General features: G+C 70.5%; 21 protein-coding genes. 6 read left to right on the plus strand and 15 right to left on the minus strand.

What is annotated here, in order from left to right:
- A partial coding sequence (locus C4K88_RS17600; RefSeq protein WP_206604355.1) for a hypothetical protein occupies positions 1-238 on the plus strand: 238 nt, incomplete at its 5' end.
- Between the two features lie 210 nt (positions 239-448).
- Here the strand turns inward: C4K88_RS17600 and tyrS are convergent.
- From tyrS to C4K88_RS06480, 4 genes are read right to left on the minus strand one after another with little or no spacing between them, the layout of a single operon-like run.
- Complete coding sequence (tyrS, locus tag C4K88_RS06465; protein WP_438502331.1) at positions 449-1,771, minus strand: tyrosine--tRNA ligase; 1,323 nt, start codon at positions 1,769-1,771, stop codon at positions 449-451.
- A gap of 12 nt (positions 1,772-1,783) precedes the next feature.
- Positions 1,784-4,036: a HelD family protein gene (locus C4K88_RS06470; RefSeq protein ID WP_104120836.1), complete on the minus strand. Its 2,253-nt coding sequence runs from the start codon at positions 4,034-4,036 to the stop codon at positions 1,784-1,786.
- Positions 4,037-4,087: 51 nt separating this feature from the next.
- Positions 4,088-4,663, minus strand: coding sequence for an adenine phosphoribosyltransferase (locus C4K88_RS06475; protein WP_104121268.1), 576 nt, complete (start codon positions 4,661-4,663; stop codon positions 4,088-4,090).
- Between the two features lie 2 nt (positions 4,664-4,665).
- A complete protein-coding gene (locus tag C4K88_RS06480; protein WP_104120837.1) occupies positions 4,666-5,310 on the minus strand; it encodes a DNA-3-methyladenine glycosylase in 645 nt (214 codons plus the stop codon).
- A gap of 92 nt (positions 5,311-5,402) precedes the next feature.
- On the opposite strand from C4K88_RS06480, the gene C4K88_RS06485 reads away from it, so the two are divergent.
- The gene (locus tag C4K88_RS06485) at positions 5,403-6,926 is read left to right on the plus strand and encodes a DNA-3-methyladenine glycosylase 2 family protein (protein ID WP_104120838.1); all 1,524 of its coding nucleotides are present in this window, start codon (positions 5,403-5,405) and stop codon (positions 6,924-6,926) included.
- A 49-nt stretch (positions 6,927-6,975) separates the two neighbouring features.
- A complete protein-coding gene (locus C4K88_RS06490) occupies positions 6,976-7,521 on the plus strand; it encodes a methylated-DNA--[protein]-cysteine S-methyltransferase (protein WP_104120839.1) in 546 nt (181 codons plus the stop codon).
- A 10-nt stretch (positions 7,522-7,531) separates the two neighbouring features.
- Here the strand turns inward: C4K88_RS06490 and C4K88_RS06495 are convergent, their stop codons facing one another.
- Positions 7,532-9,406, minus strand: a complete 1,875-nt coding sequence (locus C4K88_RS06495) for an ABC transporter ATP-binding protein (protein WP_104120840.1) — start codon at positions 9,404-9,406, stop codon at positions 7,532-7,534.
- A gap of 95 nt (positions 9,407-9,501) precedes the next feature.
- On the minus strand, positions 9,502-10,665 hold the full coding sequence (locus C4K88_RS06500; RefSeq protein ID WP_104120841.1) for an FAD-dependent monooxygenase: 1,164 nt from the start codon (positions 10,663-10,665) through the stop codon (positions 9,502-9,504).
- Positions 10,666-10,720: 55 nt separating this feature from the next.
- Between C4K88_RS06500 and C4K88_RS06505 the strand changes: the two genes are divergently transcribed.
- The gene (locus C4K88_RS06505) at positions 10,721-11,269 is read left to right on the plus strand and encodes a TetR/AcrR family transcriptional regulator (RefSeq protein WP_146065633.1); all 549 of its coding nucleotides are present in this window, start codon (positions 10,721-10,723) and stop codon (positions 11,267-11,269) included.
- Between the two features lie 427 nt (positions 11,270-11,696).
- Positions 11,697-12,779, plus strand: coding sequence for an excalibur calcium-binding domain-containing protein (locus tag C4K88_RS06510; protein ID WP_104120843.1), 1,083 nt, complete (start codon positions 11,697-11,699; stop codon positions 12,777-12,779).
- A gap of 102 nt (positions 12,780-12,881) precedes the next feature.
- Here C4K88_RS06510 and C4K88_RS06515 read toward each other — a convergent pair whose 3' ends face one another.
- Positions 12,882-13,559 (minus strand): NADPH-dependent F420 reductase, encoded by a 678-nt coding sequence (locus tag C4K88_RS06515; RefSeq protein ID WP_104120844.1) that lies wholly within the window; start codon positions 13,557-13,559, stop codon positions 12,882-12,884.
- Between the two features lie 209 nt (positions 13,560-13,768).
- Here C4K88_RS06515 and C4K88_RS06520 point away from each other — a divergent pair, with 209 nt between their 5' ends.
- The gene (locus tag C4K88_RS06520; RefSeq protein ID WP_104120845.1) at positions 13,769-14,767 is read left to right on the plus strand and encodes a zinc-binding dehydrogenase; all 999 of its coding nucleotides are present in this window, start codon (positions 13,769-13,771) and stop codon (positions 14,765-14,767) included.
- Positions 14,768-14,813: 46 nt separating this feature from the next.
- On the opposite strand, the gene argH is transcribed toward C4K88_RS06520, so the two are convergent.
- The 8 genes from argH to argC form a co-directional block, all read right to left on the minus strand.
- Positions 14,814-16,265: an argininosuccinate lyase gene (gene argH / locus C4K88_RS06525; protein ID WP_104120846.1), complete on the minus strand. Its 1,452-nt coding sequence runs from the start codon at positions 16,263-16,265 to the stop codon at positions 14,814-14,816.
- Complete coding sequence (locus C4K88_RS06530; RefSeq protein WP_104120847.1) at positions 16,265-17,467, minus strand: argininosuccinate synthase; 1,203 nt, start codon at positions 17,465-17,467, stop codon at positions 16,265-16,267. Before C4K88_RS06530 ends, argH begins: the two co-directional genes overlap by 1 nt.
- A gap of 109 nt (positions 17,468-17,576) precedes the next feature.
- A complete protein-coding gene (locus C4K88_RS06535) occupies positions 17,577-18,116 on the minus strand; it encodes an arginine repressor (protein ID WP_104120848.1) in 540 nt (179 codons plus the stop codon).
- Entirely contained in the window at positions 18,113-19,078 is a 966-nt protein-coding gene (gene argF / locus C4K88_RS06540; protein WP_104120849.1) for an ornithine carbamoyltransferase, read from the minus strand. The genes C4K88_RS06535 and argF overlap by 4 nt, the downstream gene beginning before the upstream one ends.
- The gene (locus C4K88_RS06545; RefSeq protein ID WP_104120850.1) at positions 19,075-20,322 is read right to left on the minus strand and encodes an acetylornithine transaminase; all 1,248 of its coding nucleotides are present in this window, start codon (positions 20,320-20,322) and stop codon (positions 19,075-19,077) included. The genes argF and C4K88_RS06545 overlap by 4 nt, the downstream gene beginning before the upstream one ends.
- The gene (gene argB / locus C4K88_RS06550) at positions 20,319-21,293 is read right to left on the minus strand and encodes an acetylglutamate kinase (RefSeq protein WP_104120851.1); all 975 of its coding nucleotides are present in this window, start codon (positions 21,291-21,293) and stop codon (positions 20,319-20,321) included. Before argB ends, C4K88_RS06545 begins: the two co-directional genes overlap by 4 nt.
- 11 nt (positions 21,294-21,304) lie before the next feature.
- Entirely contained in the window at positions 21,305-22,474 is a 1,170-nt protein-coding gene (gene argJ, locus C4K88_RS06555) for a bifunctional glutamate N-acetyltransferase/amino-acid acetyltransferase ArgJ (RefSeq protein ID WP_104120852.1), read from the minus strand.
- A complete protein-coding gene (gene argC, locus C4K88_RS06560; protein ID WP_104120853.1) occupies positions 22,471-23,502 on the minus strand; it encodes an N-acetyl-gamma-glutamyl-phosphate reductase in 1,032 nt (343 codons plus the stop codon). Before argC ends, argJ begins: the two co-directional genes overlap by 4 nt.
- Between the last annotated feature and the right edge of the window lie 52 nt (positions 23,503-23,554).

Below are 23,554 nucleotides of genomic sequence, written 5' to 3' on the forward strand. Positions count from 1 at the left end.
CAATTCAACCAATCAACAAACAATCGGTATCAACAAACTTGGCACACTATTGAGTTCTCAAACAACAGGAACAACCGATTACTCACGAAACCCGGCCCACAACATGCGACCCATTCGGCTTCGTTTTCCCTCGCCGTTATGTTTACAGCTTATTTCACTTTCATTTCCCCTGTCAAATCCGCTTCCCGGCCTGATAACCGTGAAAACACAAAAGACAGAACAATCCCATGACAAATAGAAGGCCTAATCCGGTACCGCCCGAGAGCGCACGAACCGACCAAAACAATTGGAAGGGGTTGGCAGCCCTCACCGGGGCAACTCAGAAAACACTACACCCACCACCACCCCCGAGCAAACCCAACCAGTGTCTACCCGATCACGCCCGACAGCAGGAGAGCCGGCACACCCTCGTAGGGCGTACCGGCTCTCCTGCTGAAGGCCGCGTGCGTCAGGCGACGTCCACCATGGCGAGATTCCGCTTGCCGCGGCGCACCAGGAGGTAGCGACCGTGGAGCAGGTCCTTCTCGCCGACGGTGTGGTCGACATCGGTGATCTTCGTGTTGTTCACGTACGCCCCACCCTCCCCGACCGTGCGGCGGGCGGCGGAGTTGCTCGCGGACAGACCGGACGCGACCAGCAGCTCGATGATGCCCAGCCCGTCGCGGGACAGGGCGGCGGAGTCCAGTTCGGCCGTGGCCGCCTCGAGGGTCGCGAGGTCGAGGGACCGGAGATCGCCCTGGCCGAAGAGGGCCGCGGAGGCGGCGATCACCTTCTCGGTCGCATCGACGCCGTGCACCAACGATGTGACGTCGTAGGCCAGGGCTCGCTGCGCGGACCGCTCGTGCGGCCGGTCGGCGGTCGCCTGCTCGAGCGCCTCGATGTCCGCCCGGCTGCGGAAGGTGAAGATGCGCAGTCGCTCGGTCACGTCGGCGTCCGAGGTGTTGAGCCAGAACTGGAACATCGCGTACGGGCTGGTCATGGCGGGATCGAGCCAGATGGCATTGCCCTCGCTCTTGCCGAACTTCGTGCCGTCCGAGTTGGTGATCAGGGGTGTGCCGATGGCGTGGACACTCCTGCCCTCCACCTTCCGGACCAGATCGGTGCCGCTGGTGAGGTTGCCCCACTGGTCGGACCCGCCGGTCTGCAGGACGCAGTCGTAGTCGCGGTACAGCTGCAGGAAGTCCATGCCCTGCAGAATCTGGTAGCTGAATTCGGCGTAGCTGATTCCCTCGTCGGAGTTCAGCCGCTTGGCGACCGTCTCCTTCTTGATCATCGTGCCCACGCGGAAGTACTTCCCGACGTCGCGCAGGAAGTCGATGGCGCTCATGGGGGCGGTCCAGTCGAGGTTGTTCACCACCCGTGCCGCGGCGTCACCCTCGAAGTCGAGGAAGCGTCGTACCTGGGCCTCGAGGTATCCGACCCACTCGGCGACGGTCTCCTTCGTGTTCATGGTGCGCTCCGCCGTCGGGCGCGGGTCGCCGACCAGACCGGTGGAACCGCCGACCAGGCCGAGAGGGCGGTGGCCTGCCAGCTGGAGCCGGCGCATCGTCAGCAGCTGCACCAGATTGCCGAGGTGGAGACTCGGGGCGGTGGGGTCGAACCCGCAGTAGAACGTGATGGGCGGCCCGCCCAGCAGTTCCTTCAGCTCCCCCTCATCAGTGGAGACATGGATCAGACCACGCCACACGAGCTCGTCGTAGATGCCGTCGAAGGACGGATCGTTGCGCTGGCCTGCGAGGCCACTGACCGGGATCTCTGTTTGCTGGGACACGAGTCCAAATTATCAGTCGGCGATACCGGCGGGCATCCGGCCGCCGGAGATGACGCGGAGGCGCTGCGTGGGGCGGGTCATCGCGACGTAGAGGTCGCCGACCCTCGCGGTCGCGGAGTCGAGCATCTCCTGCGGCTCGAGGATCACCACGCCGTCGAACTCCAGGCCCTTCGATTCGCGCGGACTGATGACCACGATGTCCTGGCCCGGCCCGCCCGCACCGGAACCGACGCGGTCCCGGTAGGTGGGCGCCAAGGCGTCCCGGACCGCGGTGAGCAGGTAATCCGGCGCGATGACGGCGAGCAGTCCGCCGTCGATGGCTGCCAGTTCCTCCGGCATGGCCTGCACCAGGGCGGTCACGGCGTCGCCCACCGTGTCCAGGACCGGCGGGAAACGTCCCTCGCGCACGGCCTTCGGGGCGGACACGACGAGCCCTGCCGCGTTGGCCATGCGGACGGCGGCCTCCGCGATCTGCGCGGGGGTCCGGTAGTTGACGGTGAGTTCCTCGAGCTGCCAGCGATCCCGCACGAAGGGTTCGAGGGCCTGCTGCCAGGACCTCGACCCGGCTGCCGAGCTGGTCTGCGCGATGTCCCCGACGATGGTGAAGGACTTCAGCGGGCAGCGCCGCATCAGCAGCCGCCACTGCATCGGGGAGAGCTCCTGGGCCTCGTCGACCACGATGTGCCCGTAGGCCCAGGTGCGGTCGACGGAGGCGCGCTCGGCGGCCGACAGCCGCGTGGCGGTCACGGCGTTGTGCTGCGCGAGGTCCTCGGCGGTCAGCACGCCGTCCACCCCGGAATCCTCCAGGGAGGCGTTGACGTTCTCGAGGGCACGCTCCGCATTGGCGAGATCCCGCTTCTGCTCCTGGTCGCGGGCCGCGGTGTCTCGACCGGCCGAGGGGTCGAGATCGCCGAGCAGTTCCGCGGCCTCGTCGAGCAGCGGCACATCCGCCTCGGTCCAGGGTGCCCCGACGGGCCGGGTGAGGACGGCCAGCTCGTCCTCGTCCAGGTGGGGGGCCGCCGCACGCAGCAGTTCCGGGCGGGCGAACAGCTCGGACACCAGCTTCTGCGGCGTCAGGGGCATCCAGGCGAGATTGAGGGCGATCCTCACGTCGCGGGAACTGCGGACGTCCTCGGCGAGGTACGAGCGGTCGGCGTTGTTGCCGCCGCCGGAGGATTCCTCCAGCTTGTCCAGCAGCTGCTCGGTGAGCTCGCGCAGCAGGATCTTGACGAAGGTGACCCGCGCTTCGTTGTGCGGCTTCCCGGTGGCCCGGGCCCGCTCGCGGGCGCGGGAGACCTGACGCGGGGTGAGGGTGAGCATGGTGCCCTCGACGTTCAGTCGCTTGTTCTCCGCGGGCACGCGCTCCCGGTTCGCGACGGCGTTGCGGATCACCTGCGCCATCTCCAGCCGGCCCTTGAGGGCCGCCGCGGTCTCGTCCGCCTCCTGCACGGTATGAACGCCGGGCATGAGGGTGCCGATGCCCGCCATGACGACGCCGGTCTCGCCGAGCGAGGGCAGGACGCGCTCGATGTACTTCATGAAGGCGTCGGTGGGACCGACGAGCAGCACACCGGCGGACTTCAGCCGGTCGCGGTGCGTGTAGAGGAGATAGGCGGCGCGGTGGAGCGCGACCGCCGTCTTGCCGGTACCCGGGCCGCCCTGGACCACGGTCACACCGGGCAGCGGTGCCCTGATGATGCGATCCTGCTCCGCCTGGATGGTCCCCACGATGTCGGACATCTGGCCGGTGCGCCGCGTGTTCAGCGCGGCGAGCAGGGCGCCTTCGCCCTGCAGGGAGTCGTCGTCGCCGAGGAGGTCCGCATCGAGGACGTCGTCCTCGATGGCGACGACGTCGCGCCGCGAGAGGATCAGGTGCCGGCGACGACGCACGCCCATGCGTTCGAAGGCCGTCGCCTGGTAGAACGTGCCGGCCTCGGGGGCCCGCCAGTCGACCATGAGCTGGCGGAGGTCCTCGTCGGAGAGTCCGATCCGGCCGATATACCGCTGGTCGCCGTCGTCGAGATCGAGGCGCCCGAAGACGAGGCGGTCGTCGACGGCGTTGAGCTGGGCGAGGCGGTCCTCGTACATGGTCGCGAAGGCGTCCCGCTCGGAGCGGTTCTGGTGGGATCCGGCCGCCTGCGTGCGCCGCACTTCGGCGAGCTGCCGGGCCTTCTCCGCTCGGAGTTCGTCGAGACGGTGGTACAGGCCATCGACGTAGCCGCGCTCGTGCTCCAGCTCGGCCTTGGCCTGGGAGGTCTCGTGCATCGGACATTTCCTTCCATCAAAGGCAGACCGTCAATCCTAGCGGAGTGGACGCTACACGGTTTCGAGCGCGTGCACCCGTCGGCCCGCCAGGGCGGCGCGTCCGGTGAGATCCGCGAGTTCCAGGACCACGCCGCACCCGACGACGACGGCGCCGGCCTGTTCGAGCAACGCACCCGCGGCGGCGAGTGTTCCCCCGGTGGCGAGGACGTCGTCGAGCAGGAGGACGCGCGTCCCGGCGGGCAGGTCCGCCTGGTGGATCTCGAGGGAGGCCTGGCCGTATTCGAGGTCGTAGGACTCCCGGTACACCGCGCGGGGCAGCTTGCCCGCCTTGCGGACGGTGACGACGCCAGTGCCGGTCGCGTAGCCGACGGCGGCGGCCAGGAGGAAACCGCGGGCCTCGACCCCGGCGACGGCGTCGAACTGGCCCGCGAAGGCGTCGGCGAGCGCGTCGACGACCGCGCGGAAGGCCTGCGCGTCGGAGAACACCGGTGTGAGGTCCCTGAACATGATGCCGGGCGACGGGAAGTCGGGGACCCGCGCGCAGAGGCGGTCGACGGCGTCCCGGGCGTGAGCGGCCCGTCCGGACGCGTCGGGGGTCCGGGCCGGGAGGCGGTCCGTTTCGCTGATAATCACGGATCAACCTTACGGGCTGCGCGGGGCTTCCCCGGACGGTAGCGGGAGACGGTGGGCTCGTCCGGCAGCCAGAAGCGCCACGGGTACTCCTCCGTCCCGGCCACGCCGCTCACGCCGACGCGCGGTCCGCGGAGGACCGCCGTCGCGGGCAGGTCCGGCAGGACCAGCCGGAAGGGGTCCGCGAGGACGTCCGCGCCGTCCTTCCGCCGGTCGAGGCCGAGCGCCTGTGCGAGGCGGGCCGGCCCCCGGGCGAGGTCGAGGTCCGTGGCCGGGTGCGAGCGCCGGTCGCGGGCGAGGCCCGCGCCGTCGACGACCTCCCCCGCCCGCAGGAGCAGTCCGGTGGCCCATCCCTCGTCGCCGCACACGATGTTGGCGCAGTAGTGCATGCCGTAGGTGAAGTACACGTAGAGGTGCCCTGCGGGCCCGAACATCGTCGCATTGCGTGCGGTCCTGCCACGGAACGCGTGCGAGCCCGGGTCATCCGGGCCGAGGTACGCCTCGACCTCCGTGATGCGGACGGTGACGTCGCCGTCGTCGGTGCTGTGCGTCAGGTGCGCGCCCAGCAGCGAGGGGGCGACGTCGAGGGCGCTGCCGCCCAGCCGCGCGCGGAGATCCGGGGCTGTCGCGTTCTGGTGGTTCACGCTTCGACCGTAGCAAAGGCCGCTCCGGCGCTCCCCACCGTCGTGTCCGAATCCCGCTAGGACGGTGCCCGTCAGGGTGGCAGGATGACGGCATGGACTTCTGGCAGCGCTACAGGGCGATCGACGCCCGGGACGCCCGCTTCGACGGGCAGTTCGTGACCGGCGTCTCCAGTACGGGGATCTACTGCCGGCCCTCCTGCCCCGCCCGGACGCCGAAGCCCGGCAACGTCACCTTCTTCCGCACCTCGGCCGCCGCGCACGACGCCGGGTACCGCGCCTGCAAGCGGTGCCTGCCCGAGGCCGTTCCGGGGGACCCGGAGTGGAATCTGCGCAGTGACGCCGCGGCCCGGGCCATGCGGCTCATCGCCGACGGCGAGGTGGACCGCGCCGGTGTGCCCGGCCTGGCGGCGCGGCTCGGATACTCCACCCGGCAGCTCAACCGCATTCTCAAGGAGGAACTCGGGGCCGGTGCGCTCGCGCTGGCCCGCGCCCACCGCGCCCAGACGGCGCGGACCCTCCTCACCGGCACGACGCTGCGTTTCGCGGACGTGGCGTTCGCCGCGGGCTTCGGGAGCATCCGTCAGTTCAACGACACCGTCCAGCAGGTCTTCGACCTCACCCCCGGGCAGCTGCGGGACGCTTCGCCACGGCGGGCCGGGACGAACGGCCCGCCCACTGATGGATCCGGTGGGCCGCTCCGGCTCTCACTGTCCCTGCCCGCGCGACTGCCGTACGACAACGGCATCTTCCGCTTCCTCGCTGCCCGTGCCGTCGCAGGCCCGGAGCTCGGTACGGCCAGCAGCTATGAACGCCTGCTCCGCCTGCCGGCCGGACCGGCCTGGTTCAGGGCGGAGGCCGTCGTGCCGCAGGGGGACGGGAGGGCCGCCCTGCCCGTGACGGTCTCGGTGGCGGGGCTCGGGGACCTCCCGACGCTGCTCGGCCGTATCCGGCGCTTGTTCGACCTCGACGCCGACCCCGTGGCGGTCGACACCGCACTGTCCAGCGACGCCCGGTTCGCGGACCTGGTCGCGGAGAAGCCGGGCCTGCGTCTTCCCGGGTCGCTGGATCCCGAGGAGACACTGATCCGGGCGATCGCGGGCCAGCAGGTCACGGTGGCCGCCTCGACGACGGCCCTCGGCCGCCTCGCCACAGCGTGCCCCGCCATCAGCGTTCCGGGCACAGGACTGGACCGGATCTTCCCCTCGGCCGAGGATCTCACCGAGGCGCCCGGGCCGCTCCTGCGGGGGCCACGCCGCCGTGATGCTGCCCTGCGCGCGGCCGCCGGGAAGCTCGCCGCCGGGGGGCTCGCACTCGGCATCGGCTCCGACCCTGCCGAGCTGCGGGAGGACCTCCTGCGGCTGGACGGCGTGGGCCCCTGGACGGCGGACTACGTCGTCATGCGGGTGCTCGGCCACCCGGACATCCACCCGCCGGGCGACGCCGCCGTCCGCACCGGGTGGGCACGGCTCACGCAGGCGTCCGCGAGCGCCTCCCCCGCGACCCTCGAGGCGGCCATGGCCGGCCTCCGGCCCTGGCGCTCCTACGCAACCCTGCATCTGTGGCGGACCGCCGCGTCACCACCAGGGGCCGAAGGAGCCGTCGATGACGCGGCCTGAGGACCTTCCCACGCACCCTGGACCGACCCACCGAACGGATACTTCCGCCATGAACGCAACCCTCACCCCGCCGGCCGTCCTGAAGGGCGCCACCACGGAGACCGTCGACACGCCCGATGGCCCCTTCAGCGTCATCGAGGCGGAAGGGGCGGTCCTCTCGTCCGGCTGGACCTCCCTCCCGGAAGACCTGATCGGGCAGATCCACCCGAGCCTCCGGGCGGCCCGCTTCGACCCGGCGGCGTCCGCGATGGGCCCCATCCTCGAGGCCGTGGGCCGCTACTACGACGGCGACGTCGACGCCATCACGGCGGTGCAGGTGCGCCAGGTCTCGGGGCCCTTCCGCGCCCACGCCTGGGACGTCCTGCGCACCGTCGCCCCCGGAGCACCGGTCACCTACCTCGAGTACGCCGCCCGGGCGGGCAATCCGTCCGCGGTCCGCGCCGCGGCGGGAGCATGCGCCAGGAACGCGGCGGCGCTCTTCGTCCCCTGCCACCGGGTCATCAGGACGGACGGCTCCCTGGGCGGCTTCCGCTGGGGACTGCCCCTCAAGCAGCGGCTCCTCGACCGGGAGGCGAGCCGGGTGCCCGCGAGGTGACCGGCGAACGTCAGGCGTGGGCGACCAGCCGCTGCCGGGCCGCCATGTCGCGGTAGAGGTCGCTGCTCTCGAGGAGCTCGTCGTGCGTGCCGACGGCGGCGACCCGCCCCTGGTCCAGCACCACGATCTGGTCGAAGTCCGCCACCGTGGACAGGCGGTGGGCGACGACGACGACGGTGCGGTTCCGCGAGGCCTCCCCGAGGGTCTGCTGGAGCAGCTGCTCGGTCCGCGAATCGACGGCCGACGTCGGCTCGTCCATCAGCAGGACGGGACGGTCGGCGAGGATCACCCGGGCCCACGCCAGGCGCTGCCGCTGGCCACCCGAGAGCCGGATCCCGTCCTCCCCCAGGTTGAGGTCCAGGCCGTCGTCCGACCGGTCCCCCAGCGCGTCGAGGCCGACCGCCGCGAGCACGCGGCGCAGGTCGTCGTCCGTGGCGTGCGGTGCTGCGAGCCGGAGGTTGTCCGCCAGGGTGCCACTGAGGACGGGTGCCTCCTGCTCGACGAGGCCGATGCGCGAGCGCAGGTCGGAGCGCGGAATGCCGGGCAGGGCGACGCCGTCGAGCAGGATGCCGCCCGACGTCGGCTCGTAGAACCGCTCCAGCAGCGCCAGCACCGTGGACTTGCCGGCGCCGGAAGGACCCACGAGGGCCGTCCTGCTCCGCGCGGGGACGGTGAAGCTGACGCCGTCGAGGACCGGCCGGCCTGCATCGTCCGGCCCGTGCCCCTCCGAGGTGCCTGTCACCGCGGGCGACACGGGCGATCTCGGTTGGTCCGCCGAGGCTGGTGGTCCGTCCGCGGCGTCCGCGCCGTTCCCGCCGTCGTCGTCGCCGTAGGAGAAGCTGACGTCGCGCAGTTCTATGCTGCTGCCGTGGGCCGCCCGGGTCGCGGGCGCGGGCCGTTCCGGGCGCTCCTCGTCCGCCCGTTCCGGATCGAGCCGGGCGATCTCCTGGATGCGGTCCAGCGCCGCAAGACCGGACTGGATCTGCACGAACGCGCTCATGGCGGATCCGATGGGCATCACGAGCAGGAACAGGTACAGGATGAAGGCGATCAGGTCGCCGAGCAGCAGTTCACCCGCGGCCACCTGGATCCCGCCGACGGTCAGGACGACGATGAAGGCGCCCTGGATGCAGATGGACATGATCGGCTGGACGGCGGCCTGCAGGCGGGCCATGGCGATGCCGGCGTCGTAGGCCCTGGTCGCTTCGACGTCGATCACCGCGGCCTCGCGCTGCTCGGCGACCGACGCCTTGATGGTGCGGATGCCGGAGAGGCCCCGCTCGACGGCGGCGGTCATGGAGCCGACGGCGTCCTGGACGTCGCGGCTGCGCTTGCGGATGAGGCGCCCGAGGAACACGACGCCGCCCGCGCCCACCAGGACGGCGGTCAGCGTGATCCCGAACAGCAGGGGGTCGATGAGGACCATGAGGACGACGGCGGCGCAGAACATGAGGACGGACGAGACGATCTCGAAGAGGCCGGAGGTGATGACGCTGCGCATGAGGGTCGTGTCGGAGCCGACCCGCGAGATGAGGTCGCCGACGCGCCGGCGGTCGAACTCCCGCACGGGCAGCGCGAGCAGCTGCCCCACGAGGGAGCGGCGCACCCCGAGGACCACGGATTCCGCGGTCCGCTGGAGGAGATAGGACTGCGCCGCCCCGAAGACGGCCCCGGACAGGGTGACGGCCACCAGGAGCCAGACGAAGATCGTGGCGGGGCGGCTCGCGGAGACGGCGTTGACGAGCTGCTGGACCATGAGCGGCTGCGCGATCGACAGGCCCGTCGAGACGAGGGAGACGACGGCGACCAGGACGAGGACGCGCACGTGCCCCCGCAGGTAGGGGAAGAATTCCCGGAGCGTGGCGCGCGGGGCGGTGGGCTGCATGCTCACACGATGCGCCGGGCGGTGCACCGTGTCAAAGCACTTCGCGACGGGCGTAGCGGACCGTCCGACGAGCTACGCCCTGAGGCGACGACGCGCTAGCTGGTCCGACCGTCGACCTCCGGGGACCCGGCGTCGTCGTCGTGCTCCTCCCCGACCCGACCCTCGTGGACACGCTTCAGCGAGCTGCCCTCGAGGTAGGTGGGCACGGGAGGGTCCTTCTCGTCATCCCATGTCATGGCCCGCGGTCGTCGGTCTTGCCGGTGAGGTGGCGAGCCGTGGATGAGGGTGTGCACAGCCAGGGAGCCGCTCGCGATTCGTTGGGTGACTCGGCGCCGTGACCTGTCGTAGGCGGCCAACGCGCTCCCGACGTCGTCGTGGGCCTCGAGATGCTGCACCAGGGACATCGCGTCGAGAATCGCTTCATTGGCACCGCGCCCGAGATCGGGCGTCATGGCGTGGGCTGCATCACCGATGAGGGCCACGTTTCCCTGGTGATACCGCGGCAGCCGTCGCGCCAGATGATGGATCTCGTGCCGGAGGATGCTCCCCTCGCTGATGCGTGCAACAGTCGCCGCCACCGCCCCGCCCCAGTGCCCGAACAGCCGTCGAAGCTCCTCGAGGTCCGACGGCGCCGGCGCGAGCCCTGCCGATGGCAGCGTAGCCGTCGCGTACCAGTTCGTCCCCCCGCCCGGTCGGCTACTGATCCCGAAGCGGCGTCGCCGACCCCAGGACTCGGTCAGGCCCGACGTCGACACCTCCGCCGTTCCCCGCCACACGGTGGTGCCGGTCGAGGCCGCGCGGTACGCAGGACCGAACAACTGCTGGCGGAGGGCGCTGTGGACGCCGTCGGCCCCTACGACGACGGCGGCCTCGCCGCAGGCGGCTGAAAGGTCGCGTGCCGCCAGAGGGTGACCGAGAACGAGTGCGGTGCTCGGCAGCGAGTCCCGGAGAAGGCCGATGAGGTCCGCCCGCTCGATCAGGACGGAACCGGAGGCGGGCCACGACGGTGGTGAGAGAGGAAGACCTGTGCGCGTGCGCAGTCGGAGACCGGTGAGCGGGAGCGCCAAGGCATCGATACCCGGGCCGAGGCTGAGCGAGCGGAGCTCCCGCACTGTGGCCCGGTGCAGGACGACCGCCGTCCCTGAGGTGCGCACCTCCGCCTCCTGCTCCAGGACCTGCACCGCCCACCCCGCACGGTGCAGACGGACCGCGACCGCAAGTCCTGCAATGCCCGCGCCCACGACCGTCGCCTTCACCATGCCGAGACCGTACTACATTTGTAGTACGGTCTCACAACAGATGTAGTTTCATCGGGTGGAACGTCGAGAACTGCTCTGTACGGCCGCGGTGTCCCTGCTCGCATCGGGCGGACCGCGTGCCCTCACACACCGTGCCGTGGACCGCAGGGCAGGCGTGCCGCTCGGTTCGACGTCGAATCTGTTCAGGACGCAGGAGGCACTGGTGGGTGCTGTTGTCGACTTCCTGGTGCAGGTGGACTACCGCGGGCTGAGACATCTCCGACGCGAGACCCCGACAGGCGCGAACGATCTGGCGACGGCGCTCGCCCGCTTCGCCTCGGCAGCCCGGACCACCGGGCGGGAGCACGCGCGGGCCCGGCACGCACTTCTGGTGCACGCCTCGGACGCCCCGTCATCCGCAGCAGTCCTCGCTGAGGGCCGACTGCGCCTTGTCGCATGGGGTACGGACGCGCTGCGATCCATCGGCGCCACGCGTCCGGAGGAGAAGTCCGCCCTCATCGTCGGGATGATCGACGGAATGATCAGCGCCACGGTCTTCATGAATCTCCCCATCGAGGAGTCCGCCCTGGCCTCCGCCATCAAGGCCATCATCACGGACCCCTGAGTAGTCTTTTCCAATTCTCGAGTAGTGGATAAACAAGTACACAGTAGTAACTACTTAGTTTTCTCAGTCACGCTGATAATTCACACGTAGTTGCTGCTCGTGCTTCCTTGTCTCATGATTCGTAGGTTGGGTTCTGTACGACTGGATACTTTGCGCGAGGGGACCGCGCCTTCTGCATTCATTGGAAAGTGATCGCAGTATCCGCGGCCTCCGATGCGGCTCCGAACAACCTGAGCGGAAAAGACCGATCCGACCATTCGGATGTCGGTTCCCGACCACGTTCCGCAGAGCGCTGCAGTACGCCAGTGCCATCGATTCCGCGCAGATCCCCTCGTCGTACTCGACGTCGAGCTCGATGGACACATCGAGGGGCGCTACCGAGCGCCGGATCCGCGCCAGGACACATCAGAAGGAACAACAGGTACACATGAACAAGCGCACAGGGCTACTCGCCCTCGCCGTCACTGCCGGTCTCAGCACGTTCTCCACCGCACCCGCGTTCGCCACAGGGGGCATGACCGACCCGGTCCAGCAGGTATGCGACGAAGGGACGAGCGGCAAGCAGGACGTCACCGGGGCACGCCCCACGCTCACCATCACTGCCCCGGAGGGCCAACTGATCGCGAGCTACTGCGTCAAGGCCGGTTCCTCCAATCAGGGTGACGGTCCTGAGACCGTCGTCCTCACTCCCGCCGAGTCCCAGGTGACGATCAGCCACTCCACCGGGAAGGACATCTCCCACTACTCCTACACGGCGATTCCCGCGCCGGTCGTCGTTCCGCCCGTCCCGGAGACCCCGGAAGTGCAGGTGCCCCCGGCCCCCGAGGCGCCGGACACCCCGGCGGAGCCCGCTCCGGAAACCCCCGAGGTCCCGGAGTCCCCCGCAGAGCCCAACCCGGAGACCCCCGAGAGCCCGGAAACCCCCGCAGAGCCCGGACACCCGACCCCCGAGGTCCCGGAGGAGTCGACGCCTGAACTCCCTGCGGAGGAAACCCCTGTGGAGGAGGCGCCCGTCGAGGAAGCGCCTGCCGAGACCCCCGAGGAGATGCCCATCGAGGAGACCCCCGCCGACGGGACGCCGGCCGAAGGCAGTCCCGTTGTGGGGAAGCCCGTCGTCGTGGACACTCCCGGCAAGGTCCTCCCGGTCGTCGACAAGGCAGCGGTGGAGGCCCGTTACGAGAACTGCACCGAGGTGCGGGACGTACTGGGCCGCCCCATCCTGCTGGGTGAGGAAGGCTTCCGTGCCGGTCTCGACCGGGACAACGACGGCGTCGGCTGCGAGCTCGACACCGACGGCACCGTGACCGACAAGGGCACCGACAGCACCACCGGCACCCAAACGGTCGTCGTTGCCGATGATGGCGAGACCGCTGACCGCACAGGGCAGCTTGCCTACACGGGCACCGATGACAGCATGAAGGTCGCCGGGGGCATCGGCGCCGGTCTTCTGGCTCTCGGTGCGGGTATGGTCCTCGCGGGCCGTGGCCGCCGCCGTGCCGTCAAGGCGTAGCACAATCCAGTAGCACACATGTAGGGGCCGGTCCTGACGGATCGGCCCCTACATGGCGTTGCCGAGGCTCAGGACGGTGCCATCCCGGCCAACTCGTGCCGTTCAGCGGACGATCTTGACGTTGAAGACGGGCGTGCCGAGAGCACCCCAGAGGCGGAGCCATACGGGCAGCAGCATCTCGGGGCCGCGGGCGGTGGTGATATCACCGAGGTCGATGACGTCCTGATGGCCGAATTCAGTCAGCAGCGCAGTGACGGTGTGCTTGGCGTCGATGTCGTTCCCGGAGACGAAGACGGTGCTGGCCTCGGGCAGGTTCCCGGGATGGGCCATCAGTTCTGCAGTAAGAGTGTTCAGGGACTTCACGACGCGGGCGGCGGGAAAGGCGCGTTGGATTTGCTCGCCGAGGGAGTCTGTGTCCTTGACGAACAGGGTAGGCGGCATGCCGCGGCTGAAGTCGAGCGGGTTGGCGAGGTCCAGGACGATCTTGCCGTCGAGGCCCCGGTTCCCGACCTCGGTCAGGACATCCAGGGACGCTCCACCGTTCGTGGCATTGACGACGAGTTCGGCTCCCGCTGCGGCGTCGGCGAAGCCGGTCAGGGTGATGGCGGGGTTCTTGGCAACCCAGTCGGCGAAGTGTGCGTCACCCCCACCGCCCGCGTCCGTGCGGGCCAGTGTCGCTTCGACGTCGCGGGTACCGATGGTGACGTCGTGGCCCAGTCCGGCGAGCCGCACGGCGAGGGTTCGCCCCACGGATCCGGTTCCGAGGATGGCGATCTTCATGGTGTGGTCTCCTTGATCAGTCTTCCGAGCCGGGATGCGCCCCGAAGTGACGCATTGTCCTCGACAGTCTGTGCCGGATAGATCCGCCTGTCGAGGCACGGCGACCAGCCTTCAGGTGAGGCGGTCGGCGCTTCTGTCGTCAGTCCCCGCCGCCGTACGCTGGGCGGCATGGACATCGCGTCGACAGTTGCGCACCGAGGACCGATCGGATGATGCGGGCACTCCTCCTGGACCGGCCCGGCCCGCCGTCGTCCCTGCGCCTGGGCGAGGTCCCCCGGCCTACTCCCGGCGTCGGCGAGGTCCTCGTCCGCGTCGACGCCGTGGGCCTCAACCCTGTCGATTACCAGATTGCCTCCGGCGGGCACTCGGCTTGGACGTACCCGCACATTCCCGGCCTGGACATCGCCGGCGTGATCCAGGACACGGGATGCGCGCCGGATGGGCGCGTGCCGGCGGGCACCCGTGTGGTGTGGCACCAGGACCTGCGCCGACCCGGCGGCCTGGCAGCCTTCGTCACTGCTCCGGTCGACGTCCTGGCGGTAGTGCCGCCACGGATCAGCATGACCGTGGCGGCGAGCCTTCCGTGCGCCGGCATGACGGCCTACCAGGCCGTGGTGCGCAGGCTCCAGGTACGGCGCGGCCAGTACGCATTGGTCCAGGGCGGCGCGGGCGGCGTCGGCGGATTCGCGGTACAACTCTTGGCCGCAGCCGGAGCCAGAGTGGTAGCCACCGCCTCCCCGTCCAACCACGCCTACGTTTGCGGCCTCGGCGCCCACACGGTGCTGGATTACCGTCGGGCTGATCTTGCCGCAGCGCTCCGGGCCGCCACTGCGGAGCGGGGTTTCGACGCCGTGGTGGATACCGTCTCGCCGTCATCCGCAGCCCAAGGACTCCTACTGCTGCACCATGGGGGCGGGCTGGCGGCGGTTGCGGGGCGGCCGTCACTGGATACCGTCGAGCCGTTCGGCATCGCCCCGAGCCTGCACGAGATCGCGCTCGGGGCGGCGTACGCGCATGGTGATGCCGAGGATCGGGTCGAGTTGGCCGGCATGCTCACGGAGTTGTTGCGGCTCGTCGACGAAGGCACGTTGATCCCTCTGCCGATCGAGACCGTCCAGTTGGCGGACACGCCTGACGCCCTTGACCGTCTGGCCCAGCGCCATGTGAGGGGGAAGATCGTCGTCCGGATGGAACGGTCCCGGGAATGATCGACTGCGGCGCGGCCCCGTTCAGGAGCCGCGCCGCAGTCGACGGTCAGCCCGCGGCGTACGCCTCGACGCCGTCGAGCTCGGCACGCAGCGCGGTGAGCTGCCGCCGGACGGCGGCCGGAGCCGTGCCGCCCTGCGCGTCCCGGCTCGCCAGTGATCCCTCGACCGTGAGCACCTCGCGCACCGCGGGCGTCAGCTGCGCGGAGATCCCGGCGAACTCGTCGTCCGTCAGGTCCCACAGTTCGACGCCTCGCTGCTCGGCGATGCGGACGGCGGCGCCCGAGAGCTCGTGCGCCTCCCGGAACGGCACGCCCTGCCGGACGAGCCATTCGGCGATGTCCGTCGCGAGTGCGAAGCCCTGCGGGGCGAGGGAGGCCAGGCGCTCCGTATCGAAGACGAGGGTCGCGATCATGCCGGACACCGCGGGCAGCAGGACCTCGAGGGTGTCGACGGCGTCGAACACCGGCTCCTTGTCCTCCTGCAGGTCGCGGTTGTAGGCGAGGGGCAAGCCCTTGAGCGTGGCGAGCAGCCCCGTCAGGTCGCCGATCAGGCGTCCGGCCTTGCCGCGGGCGAGCTCGGCGACGTCGGGGTTCTTCTTCTGCGGCATGATCGACGAGCCGGTCGAGAAGGCGTCGTCGAGCGTGACGAAGGAGAACTCCTTCGTGGCCCAGATGATGATCTCCTCGCTCACGCGGGAGAGATCCACCCCGATCATCGCCGCGACCCAGGCGAACTCCGCGTACACGTCGCGCGAGGCCGTTCCGTCGATCGAGTTGTGCGTCGCGGAGAAGAAGCCGAGATCCGCGGCGACCGACTCCGGGTCCAGACCCAGCGAGGACCCTGCGAGGGCACCCGATCCGTAGGGTGAGATCCCGGCGCGGCGATCCCAGTCCTGCAGCCGCTGCACGTCCCGCAGGAGTGCCCACGCGTGGGCCAGCAGATGGTGGCTCAGCAGCACCGGCTGCGCGTGCTGCAGGTGCGTGCGCCCGGGCATGGGCGCGTCGAGGTGCGCCTCGGCCTGCTCCACCAGAGCGCCGATCGTCGCGAGGACTCCGCGGGCGATGATGCGGGCATGGTCCCTGAGGTACATGCGCCCGAGGGTCGCCACCTGGTCATTGCGGGACCGGCCCGCGCGCAGTTTGCCGCCGAGCGCCGGTCCGGTGCGCTCGATGAGGCCGCGTTCCAGCGATCCGTGCACGTCCTCGTCGCTCTGCGCCGGCACGTAGGCGCCGGAGCGTACGTCGGCGTCGAGTCGGTCGAGGGCGTCGATCATCCCGGCGAGTTCGCCGTCGTCGAGCAGGCCCGCACGGTGGAGCACGCGGGCGTGGGCGCGCGAGCCCTCGATGTCGTAGACCGCCAGCCGCCAGTCGAAGTGTGTCGACTTGCTGAGCGCGGCGAGGGCGTCGGCGGGGCCGCCGGCGAACCGGCCGCCCCACAGCGAGCCCTCGTTCGTCCCCGGGCGCCCCGAAGGCCCTGCAACCCCGTGCTCTGGCGCCATCAGGCGCCCGCCCGCTGGTCCCGGCTCGAGGCCACCTTGGAGGACAGGCCGAAGATCTCGATGAAGCCGCGGGCCATCGACTGGTCGAAGGTGTCCCCGGAGTCGTAGGTCGCGAGGTTGAAGTCGTAGAGCGCGACGTCGGAGCGGCGGCCGGTGACGGTCGCGCGGCCACCGTGGAGGTCCATGCGGATATCGCCGGTGACGTACTTCTGCGTGTCGTCGACGAACGTGTCCAGCGAGCGCTTCAGCGGGGAGAACCACTGGCCGTCGTACACCAGCTCGGTCCAGCGCTGGTCGACGGTCTTCTTGAAGCGGGCCTGCTCGCGCTCGATGGTGACGTTCTCGAGTTCGCGGTGCGCGGCGATGAGCGCCATGGCGCCGGGGGCCTCGTAGATCTCGCGGCTCTTGATGCCCACCAGGCGGTCCTCGACGATGTCGATGCGGCCGATCCCCTGGGCTCCGGCGCGGCGGTTGAGTTCCTCGATGGCCTGCAGCGGCGTGACGGCGTTGCCGTCGATGGCCACGGGGATGCCCTCCTTGAAGGAGATGACGACCTCGTCGGCGGCGGGCGGGAACTCGGGCGACGCCGTGTACTCGTAGACGTCCTTGGTGGGCCCGTTCCAGATGTCCTCGAGGAATCCTGTCTCGACGGCGCGGCCCCACACGTTCTGGTCGATGGAGAACGGGTTCTTCTTGGTGGTCTCGATCGGCAGGCCCTTCTCCTCGGCGAAGGCGATGGCCTTGTCGCGGGTGAGGGCGAGGTCGCGGACGGGGGCGATGCACTTCAGGTCGGGGCCGAGGGTCTGGATCCCCACCTCGAAGCGCACCTGATCGTTGCCCTTGCCGGTGCAGCCGTGGGACACGGTCGTGGCGCCGAACTCGCGGGCGGCGGCGACGAGGTGCTTGACGATCACGGGCCGGGACAGCGCGGAGACGAGGGGGTAGGCGTCCATGTAGAGCGCGTTCGTCTTCAGGGCGGGCATGCAGTAGTCGGTGGCGAACTCCTCACGGGCGTCGGCCACGTAGGCTTCGACGGCACCGCAGCCGAGTGCGCGCTGGCGGATGGTCTCGAGGGACTCGCCGCCCTGTCCGACGTCGACGGCCACGGCGATCACCTCGGCCCCGGTGGCTTCGGCGATCCAGCCGATGGCGACAGAGGTGTCGAGTCCGCCGGAGTAGGCGAGGACGATGCGTTCGGTCACGGGAGGTGCTCCTTCGATTGTCCGGGCGGTGCGCCCGTGGGGGTACAGGTGTGTGGATATTCAGGGTGTCATGCCGCCGGCGGGCGTGGGGCCGGGCGTCACGACGGGGTCAGGACGGCTCGGCGGATCCCTGCGGTTCCTGCGCGAGGCCGAGGAACCGGTCGGCGACGGCGGCCCCGCCGTCGGGGTCCCGGCTCACGAGCATCACGGTGTCGTCCCCGGCGATCGTGCCGAGGATCGAGGGCATCACCGAGTGGTCGATGGCCAGGGCGAGGAAGTTCGCGGCTCCCGGCGGCGTCCGGAGGATGACGATGTTGCCGGAGGCCTCGGCCGTCACCAGCAGTTCGTTGCAGAGCTTCGCGAGCCGGGCGTCGAGGATCTCCTGGGACACGCCGCTGCGCGCGTGCCGGCCGCCGCCCTCGACGGGCACCGCGTAGATCAGCGCGCCCTCGGCTCCGCGGACGCGTACGACGCCGAGCTCAACGAGGTCCCGCGACAGCGTCCCCTGGTTGACCTGGACACCCTCGGCGGCGAGCAGGGTGGCCAGTTCCACCTGCGAGCGGACGGACTGGGCGGTCAGGAGGTCCGTGATGCGGGCGTGGCGGGCCGTCTTCGTGGTGAGGCGGACGGAGTCGCGCTGCACGGTCATGAGCCGCTCCTCCGCCGGTCCGGCCGGCCGGACTGCTGCACGAGCCACGTCATGAGGGCCTTCTGGGCGTGCAGCCGGTTCTCGGCCTCGTCCCAGACGAGCGACTGCGGGCCGTCGATGACGTCGGCGGCGATCTCGTAGCCGCGGTAGGCGGGAAGGCAGTGGAGGACGACGGCGTCCGATGCGGCCTGCGCCATGGCGGCGGCGTCCACGGCATAGGAGCGGAACAGCTCCTGCCGGGCCGCCTTCTCGTCCTCCTGACCCATGGACACCCAGGTGTCGGTGGCGACGACGTCGGCCCCGGCGAGCGCGACGGCCGCGTCCGTGGTGACGAGGACGGACCCGCCGGTCCCTGCGGCCCGCTCCTCGGCGGCGGCCACGACGGCCGGGTCGGGGAGGTAGCCCCCGGGCCCGGCGATCCGGACGTGCATGCCGGCCGTGGCTCCCGCGAGGAGGTAGGAGTTGGCCATGTTGTTGGCGCTGTCCCCCAGGTACGTCATGGTGAGGCCGGCGAGGGTGCCCTTGTGCTCGCGGATGGTGAGCAGGTCCGCGAGCAGCTGGCACGGGTGGTAGTCGTCCGAGAGGGCGTTGATGACCGGGACGCCGGACGCCGCGGCCATCTCCTCGAGGCCGGCCTGCGCGTAGGTGCGCCAGACGATCGTCGCGACCATCCGGTCGAGGACCTTCGCGGTGTCGGTGATCGACTCCTTGTGCCCGAGCTGGGAGTCGCCCGCCCCGATGATCAGCGGCACTCCGCCGAGGTCCGCGATCCCGGCGGCGAAGGACACCCGGGTGCGGGTCGAGGTCTTGTCGAAGATCACGGCGACCGTCCTGCGGCCGGCGCCCTCCCCCGCGAACGGCGCGTGCGAGTAGGGCTTCGCCTTGAGCTCGGCGGCGAGGTCGAGGACCTCGGCCTGCTCGGCGGGCGAGAGATCCGTGTCGACGAGGAAGTGGCGCGTCATGGGGTTGCCTCCCGGGCTGTGGTGAGGATGGCGGGCAGGGCGTCCAGGAACGTCCGGGCCTGGTCGGGGGTGAGGATGAGCGGCGGCGCGAGCCGGATGGTGGAGGGGCCGGTCGCGTTGATGATGAAGCCTGCGGTGAGTGCAGCCTGGACCGCCGCCGGTGCGTACCCGCCGTCGACGTCGAACCCGATGAGCATGCCCTGTCCCCGCACGGCGGTGACGCCCTCGGTGGCGGCGAGGCCTGTGGTGAGGACGCCGCCGACGTCGGACGCGTTCTGCAGTGCGCCCGTCGTCTCGAGGACGTGCAGGGTGGCGAGGCCCGCGGCGGTGGCCACGGGATTCCCCCCGAAGGTGGTGCCGTGCTGTCCCGCGCCGATGAGGGAGGAGACGTCCTCGCCGAAGGTGACGAGGGCGCCGATCGGGAAGCCGCCGCCGAGGCCCTTGGCGAGCGTCATGGCGTCAGGGAGGACGCCGTCGACCCACTGGTGGGCGAACCAGCGGCCCGTCCGGGCGACGCCGGACTGGACCTCGTCGAGGATGAGCAGGGCGCCGTGCTCGCGGGTGAGCTCCCGGGCGGCCTGCAGGTAGTCGGGCGAGAGCGGCCGGACGCCGGCCTCACCCTGGATGGGCTCGATGACCAGTGCTGCCACGGAGGAGTCCATGGCGGAGCGGAGGGCCTCGATGTCGTCGAAGGGGATGTGCTCGACGCCGCCGGGCAGGGGCTCGAACGGTTCCCGGTAGGCCTTCTTGGAGGTCAGGGCGAGCGCGCCCATGGTGCGGCCGTGGAAGGCGCCGTCCAGGGCGAGGATGCGCTGCCGTCCCGGTGTGCTGTTGCGCCGCGCGAGCTTGACCGCGGCTTCGAGGGCCTCGGCTCCGGAGTTGGTGAAGAACACGCGGGACCCGGCGGGCGCCTCGGCGAGGCCGAGCAGCTTCTCGGCGAGCGCCACCTGGGTGGGGCTGGTGAAGAAGTTGGAGATGTGTCCGAGGGTCTCGAGCTGGCTCGTGACGACGGAGGTGACGAAGGGGTGCGCGTGGCCGAGGGCGTTGACCGCGATGCCGCCCAGGAGGTCGAGGTACTCGCGGCCGTCGGCGTCCCACACGTGACAGCCGGAGCCGCGCACGAGGACGCGCTGCGGCGTCCCGAAGACGCCCATCAGCGAGGTGTTGTAGCGGGCGAGCCAGTCCGCGCCCGACGCGCCTCCTGTGAGCAGGTCGGCGGTCTCGGTGGTGGCGGTGTCGCTCATGTCGTCCCTCCCGGGGTTGGGGGCTGGGTACCTGCGGCGTCGTCGGGGACCACCTGCGTGCCGATGCCCGCGGCGGTGAAGGTCTCGAGCAGCATCGAGTGGGCCAGCCGCCCGTCGACGATGTGCGCGCGCTCCACGCCCGACTCCACGGCCTGCAGGCACGCGGCCATCTTCGGGATCATGCCGGATTCGAGACCGGGCAGGAGTTCGCGGAGCTCGCTCACGGTCAGCGAGGAGATGAGGGAGCTGCGGTCCGGCCAGGCTGCGTAGAGCCCCTCGACGTCGGTGAGGATCACGAGCTTCGAAGCCCCGAGGGCGGCGGCCAGTGCCGCGGCGGCCGAGTCGGCGTTCACGTTGAGCACCTGCTGCACTGCCTCGTTGTCGGCGTCGTACTCCGGCGCGACGGTCGAGATGACGGGGATGCGCCCGGCCTCGAGGAGGTCGAGGATCGCGCCGGGGTGAACCTCGGTCACGTCGCCGACGAGCCCGAGGTCCACGGTCTCGCCGTCGACGACGGTCCCGGTGCGTACCGCACGGAGCAGCCCGCCGTCCTCCCCGGACAGGCCGACGGCGTAGGGGCCGTGGGAGTTGATGAGGCCCACGAGTTCCCTGCCCACCTGGCCGGTGAGGACCATCCGGACCACGTCCATGGCCTCGGGGGTCGTCACACGGAGGCCGCCGCGGAACTCGGACTCGATGCCGAGCCTGCCGAGCATGGCGTTGATCTGCGGGCCCCCGCCGTGCACGACGACGGGCCGGATGCCGACGTGGTGCAGGAAGACGACGTCCTCGGCGAAGGCCCGGCGCATCTCCTCGTTCACCATGGCGTTCCCGCCGTACTTGATGACCATCGTGGTGCCCGCGAACCGCTGGATCCACGGCAGCGCCTCCACCAGGGTGGCGGCCTTGTCCTGGGCCTTCAGGGTCGACGCCGACGGCGTCGCCGTCGAGGGTGTGTCGCTCTTCGTCATGGCGTCTCCCGTCAGCTCGAGTAGGCGGAGTTCTCGTGCACGTACTCGTGCGTGAGGTCGTTGGTCCAGATGGTGGCGCTCGCAGATCCGGCCGCGAGGTCGATCTCGACGCTCACGTTCCGGTCCGTGAGGTCCACGAGGTCGCGAGGGTCCCCGATTCCGCCGTTCCGGCAGATCTGAACACCGTTCATCGAGACGTTCAGCGCATCCGGTTCGAACACGGCGTCCGTGGTGCCGACGGCTGAGAGGACCCGGCCCCAGTTGGGGTCGTTGCCGAAGATGGCGGTCTTGAACAGGTTGGACCGGGCGACGGCGCGGCTGACCACTTCGGCATCGCGCTCGGTGGCGGCGTTCACCGTGGTGACGGCGATGGTGTGGCTCGCGCCCTCCGCGTCCTCGATGAGCTGCGCGGCGAGGTCGAGGCAGACCCGTGTGAGGGCCGCGGTGAACTGCGCCTGCTCCGGCGCGACACCGGCTGCACCGGAGGCCAGCAGCACCACGGTGTCATTGGTGGACATGCAGCCGTCGGCGTCGGTCCGGTCGAAGCTCACGCGGGTCGCCTCCCGCAGGGCGGCGTCCAGGGCCTCGGCGTCGAGGGCGGCGTCCGTGGTGAGGACCACGAGCATCGTGGCCAGGCCCGGCGCCAGCATGCCGGCACCCTTGGCCATGCCACCGATCGCGTACCCCTCGCTCGGGGCGTCGGCCGACGCCGGGTAGCGGGCCTCCTTGGCCACCGTGTCCGTGGTCATGATCGCTTCGGCGGCAGTGGGGCCGCCGCCCCTGCCCAGCGAGCCCGCGGCGTCCGCGACCCCGGCGAGCAGCCGCTCCATCGGGAGCTGCTCACCGATCAGGCCGGTGGAGCAGACGAAGACGTCCGTCGCGGAGACCCCGAGCAGCTCGGCGGTGACCTCGGCGGTGCGGTGGGTGTTCTGGAAACCCTCGGGACCGGTGCAGGCGTTGGCGCCACCGGAGTTCAGGACGACGGCGTCGACGCGGCCGTCCGAGACGACTTGCCGCGACCAGTGCACGGGCGCGGCCGCCACGCGGTTGGAGGTGAAGACCGCCGCCGCGTTGTGCAGCGGTCCGTCGTTGGTGACGAGGGCGACGTCGGGCTTGCCGGTGCTCTTGAGGCCGGCGGCAACGCCCGCAGCGCGGAACCCGCCCGGGTAGGTGATGCTCACGGTGCGATCCCCTGGATGGTCAGGCCCGCGGTCTCGTCGAGTCCGAGGGCGATGTTCATGGACTGCACGGCGCCGCCGGCGGTCCCCTTGGTGAGGTTGTCGATGACGCAGCTGACGATCACGCGGCCGGCGTGGTCGTCGAAGGCGAGCTGGAGGTTCGCGTAGTTCGAGCCGAGGACCGCCTTGGTGGTGGGCCACTGACCCTCCGGCAGGACCCGCACGAACGGCTCGGCCGCGTAGGCGTCCTCCCATGCCTGCCGCAGCTGCCCGTACCCGACGCCGGGCTTCACGCGGGCGGTCGCCGTCGTCAGGATGCCGCGCGCCATGGGGGCGAGGGTGGGCGTGAAGGACAGCGAGACGCGCTCGCCGGCCGCGCGGCTCAGGCCCTGCTCCATCTCGGGGGTGTGGCGGTGTCCGCCGCCCACGCCGTAGGGGCTCATGCCGCCCATGACCTCGGACCCGAGGAGGTTCGGTTTGACGGCCTTGCCCGCCCCGGAGGTGCCGGACGCGGAGACGACGACGACGTCGTCAGGCTCGAGGAGTCCCGCGGCGAAGCCGGGGGTGAGGGCGAGGAGGACGCTCGTGGGGTAGCAGCCGGGGACGGCGATGCGGCGCGCTCCGCCGAGACCGGCCCTGTGGCCGGGAAGTTCGGGCAGTCCGTAGGGCCAGGTGCCCGCGTGGGCCGAGCCGTAGAACTTCGCCCACGCCGCCGGGTCCTGCAGGCGGTGGTCGGCGCCGGCATCGATCACGAGCGTGTCCGCGGGCAGCTGGGCGGCAACCTCGGCGCTGGTGCCGTGCGGCAGGGCCAGGAAGACGACGTCGTGCCCTGTGAGGACCTCGGGGGTCGTTTCCTGCAGTACCCGGTCGGCAAGGGAATGCAGATGGGGCTGGACATCACCGAGGCGTGCTCCGGCACTGCTGTGGGCCGTGATCGCCCCGATCTCGATGTCGGGGTGGTTGGCGAGGAGGCGCAGGATCTCTCCCCCGGCATAGCCACTGGCGCCGGATACGGCTGCGGTGAACGTCATGACATCAGCCTACAACAACATGATGCACGTCTACACATAGTTATGCACTCTT

The sequence above is a fragment of the Arthrobacter pityocampae genome (assembly GCF_002927275.1).
GTDB lineage: Bacteria > Actinomycetota > Actinomycetes > Actinomycetales > Micrococcaceae > Arthrobacter_D > Arthrobacter_D pityocampae.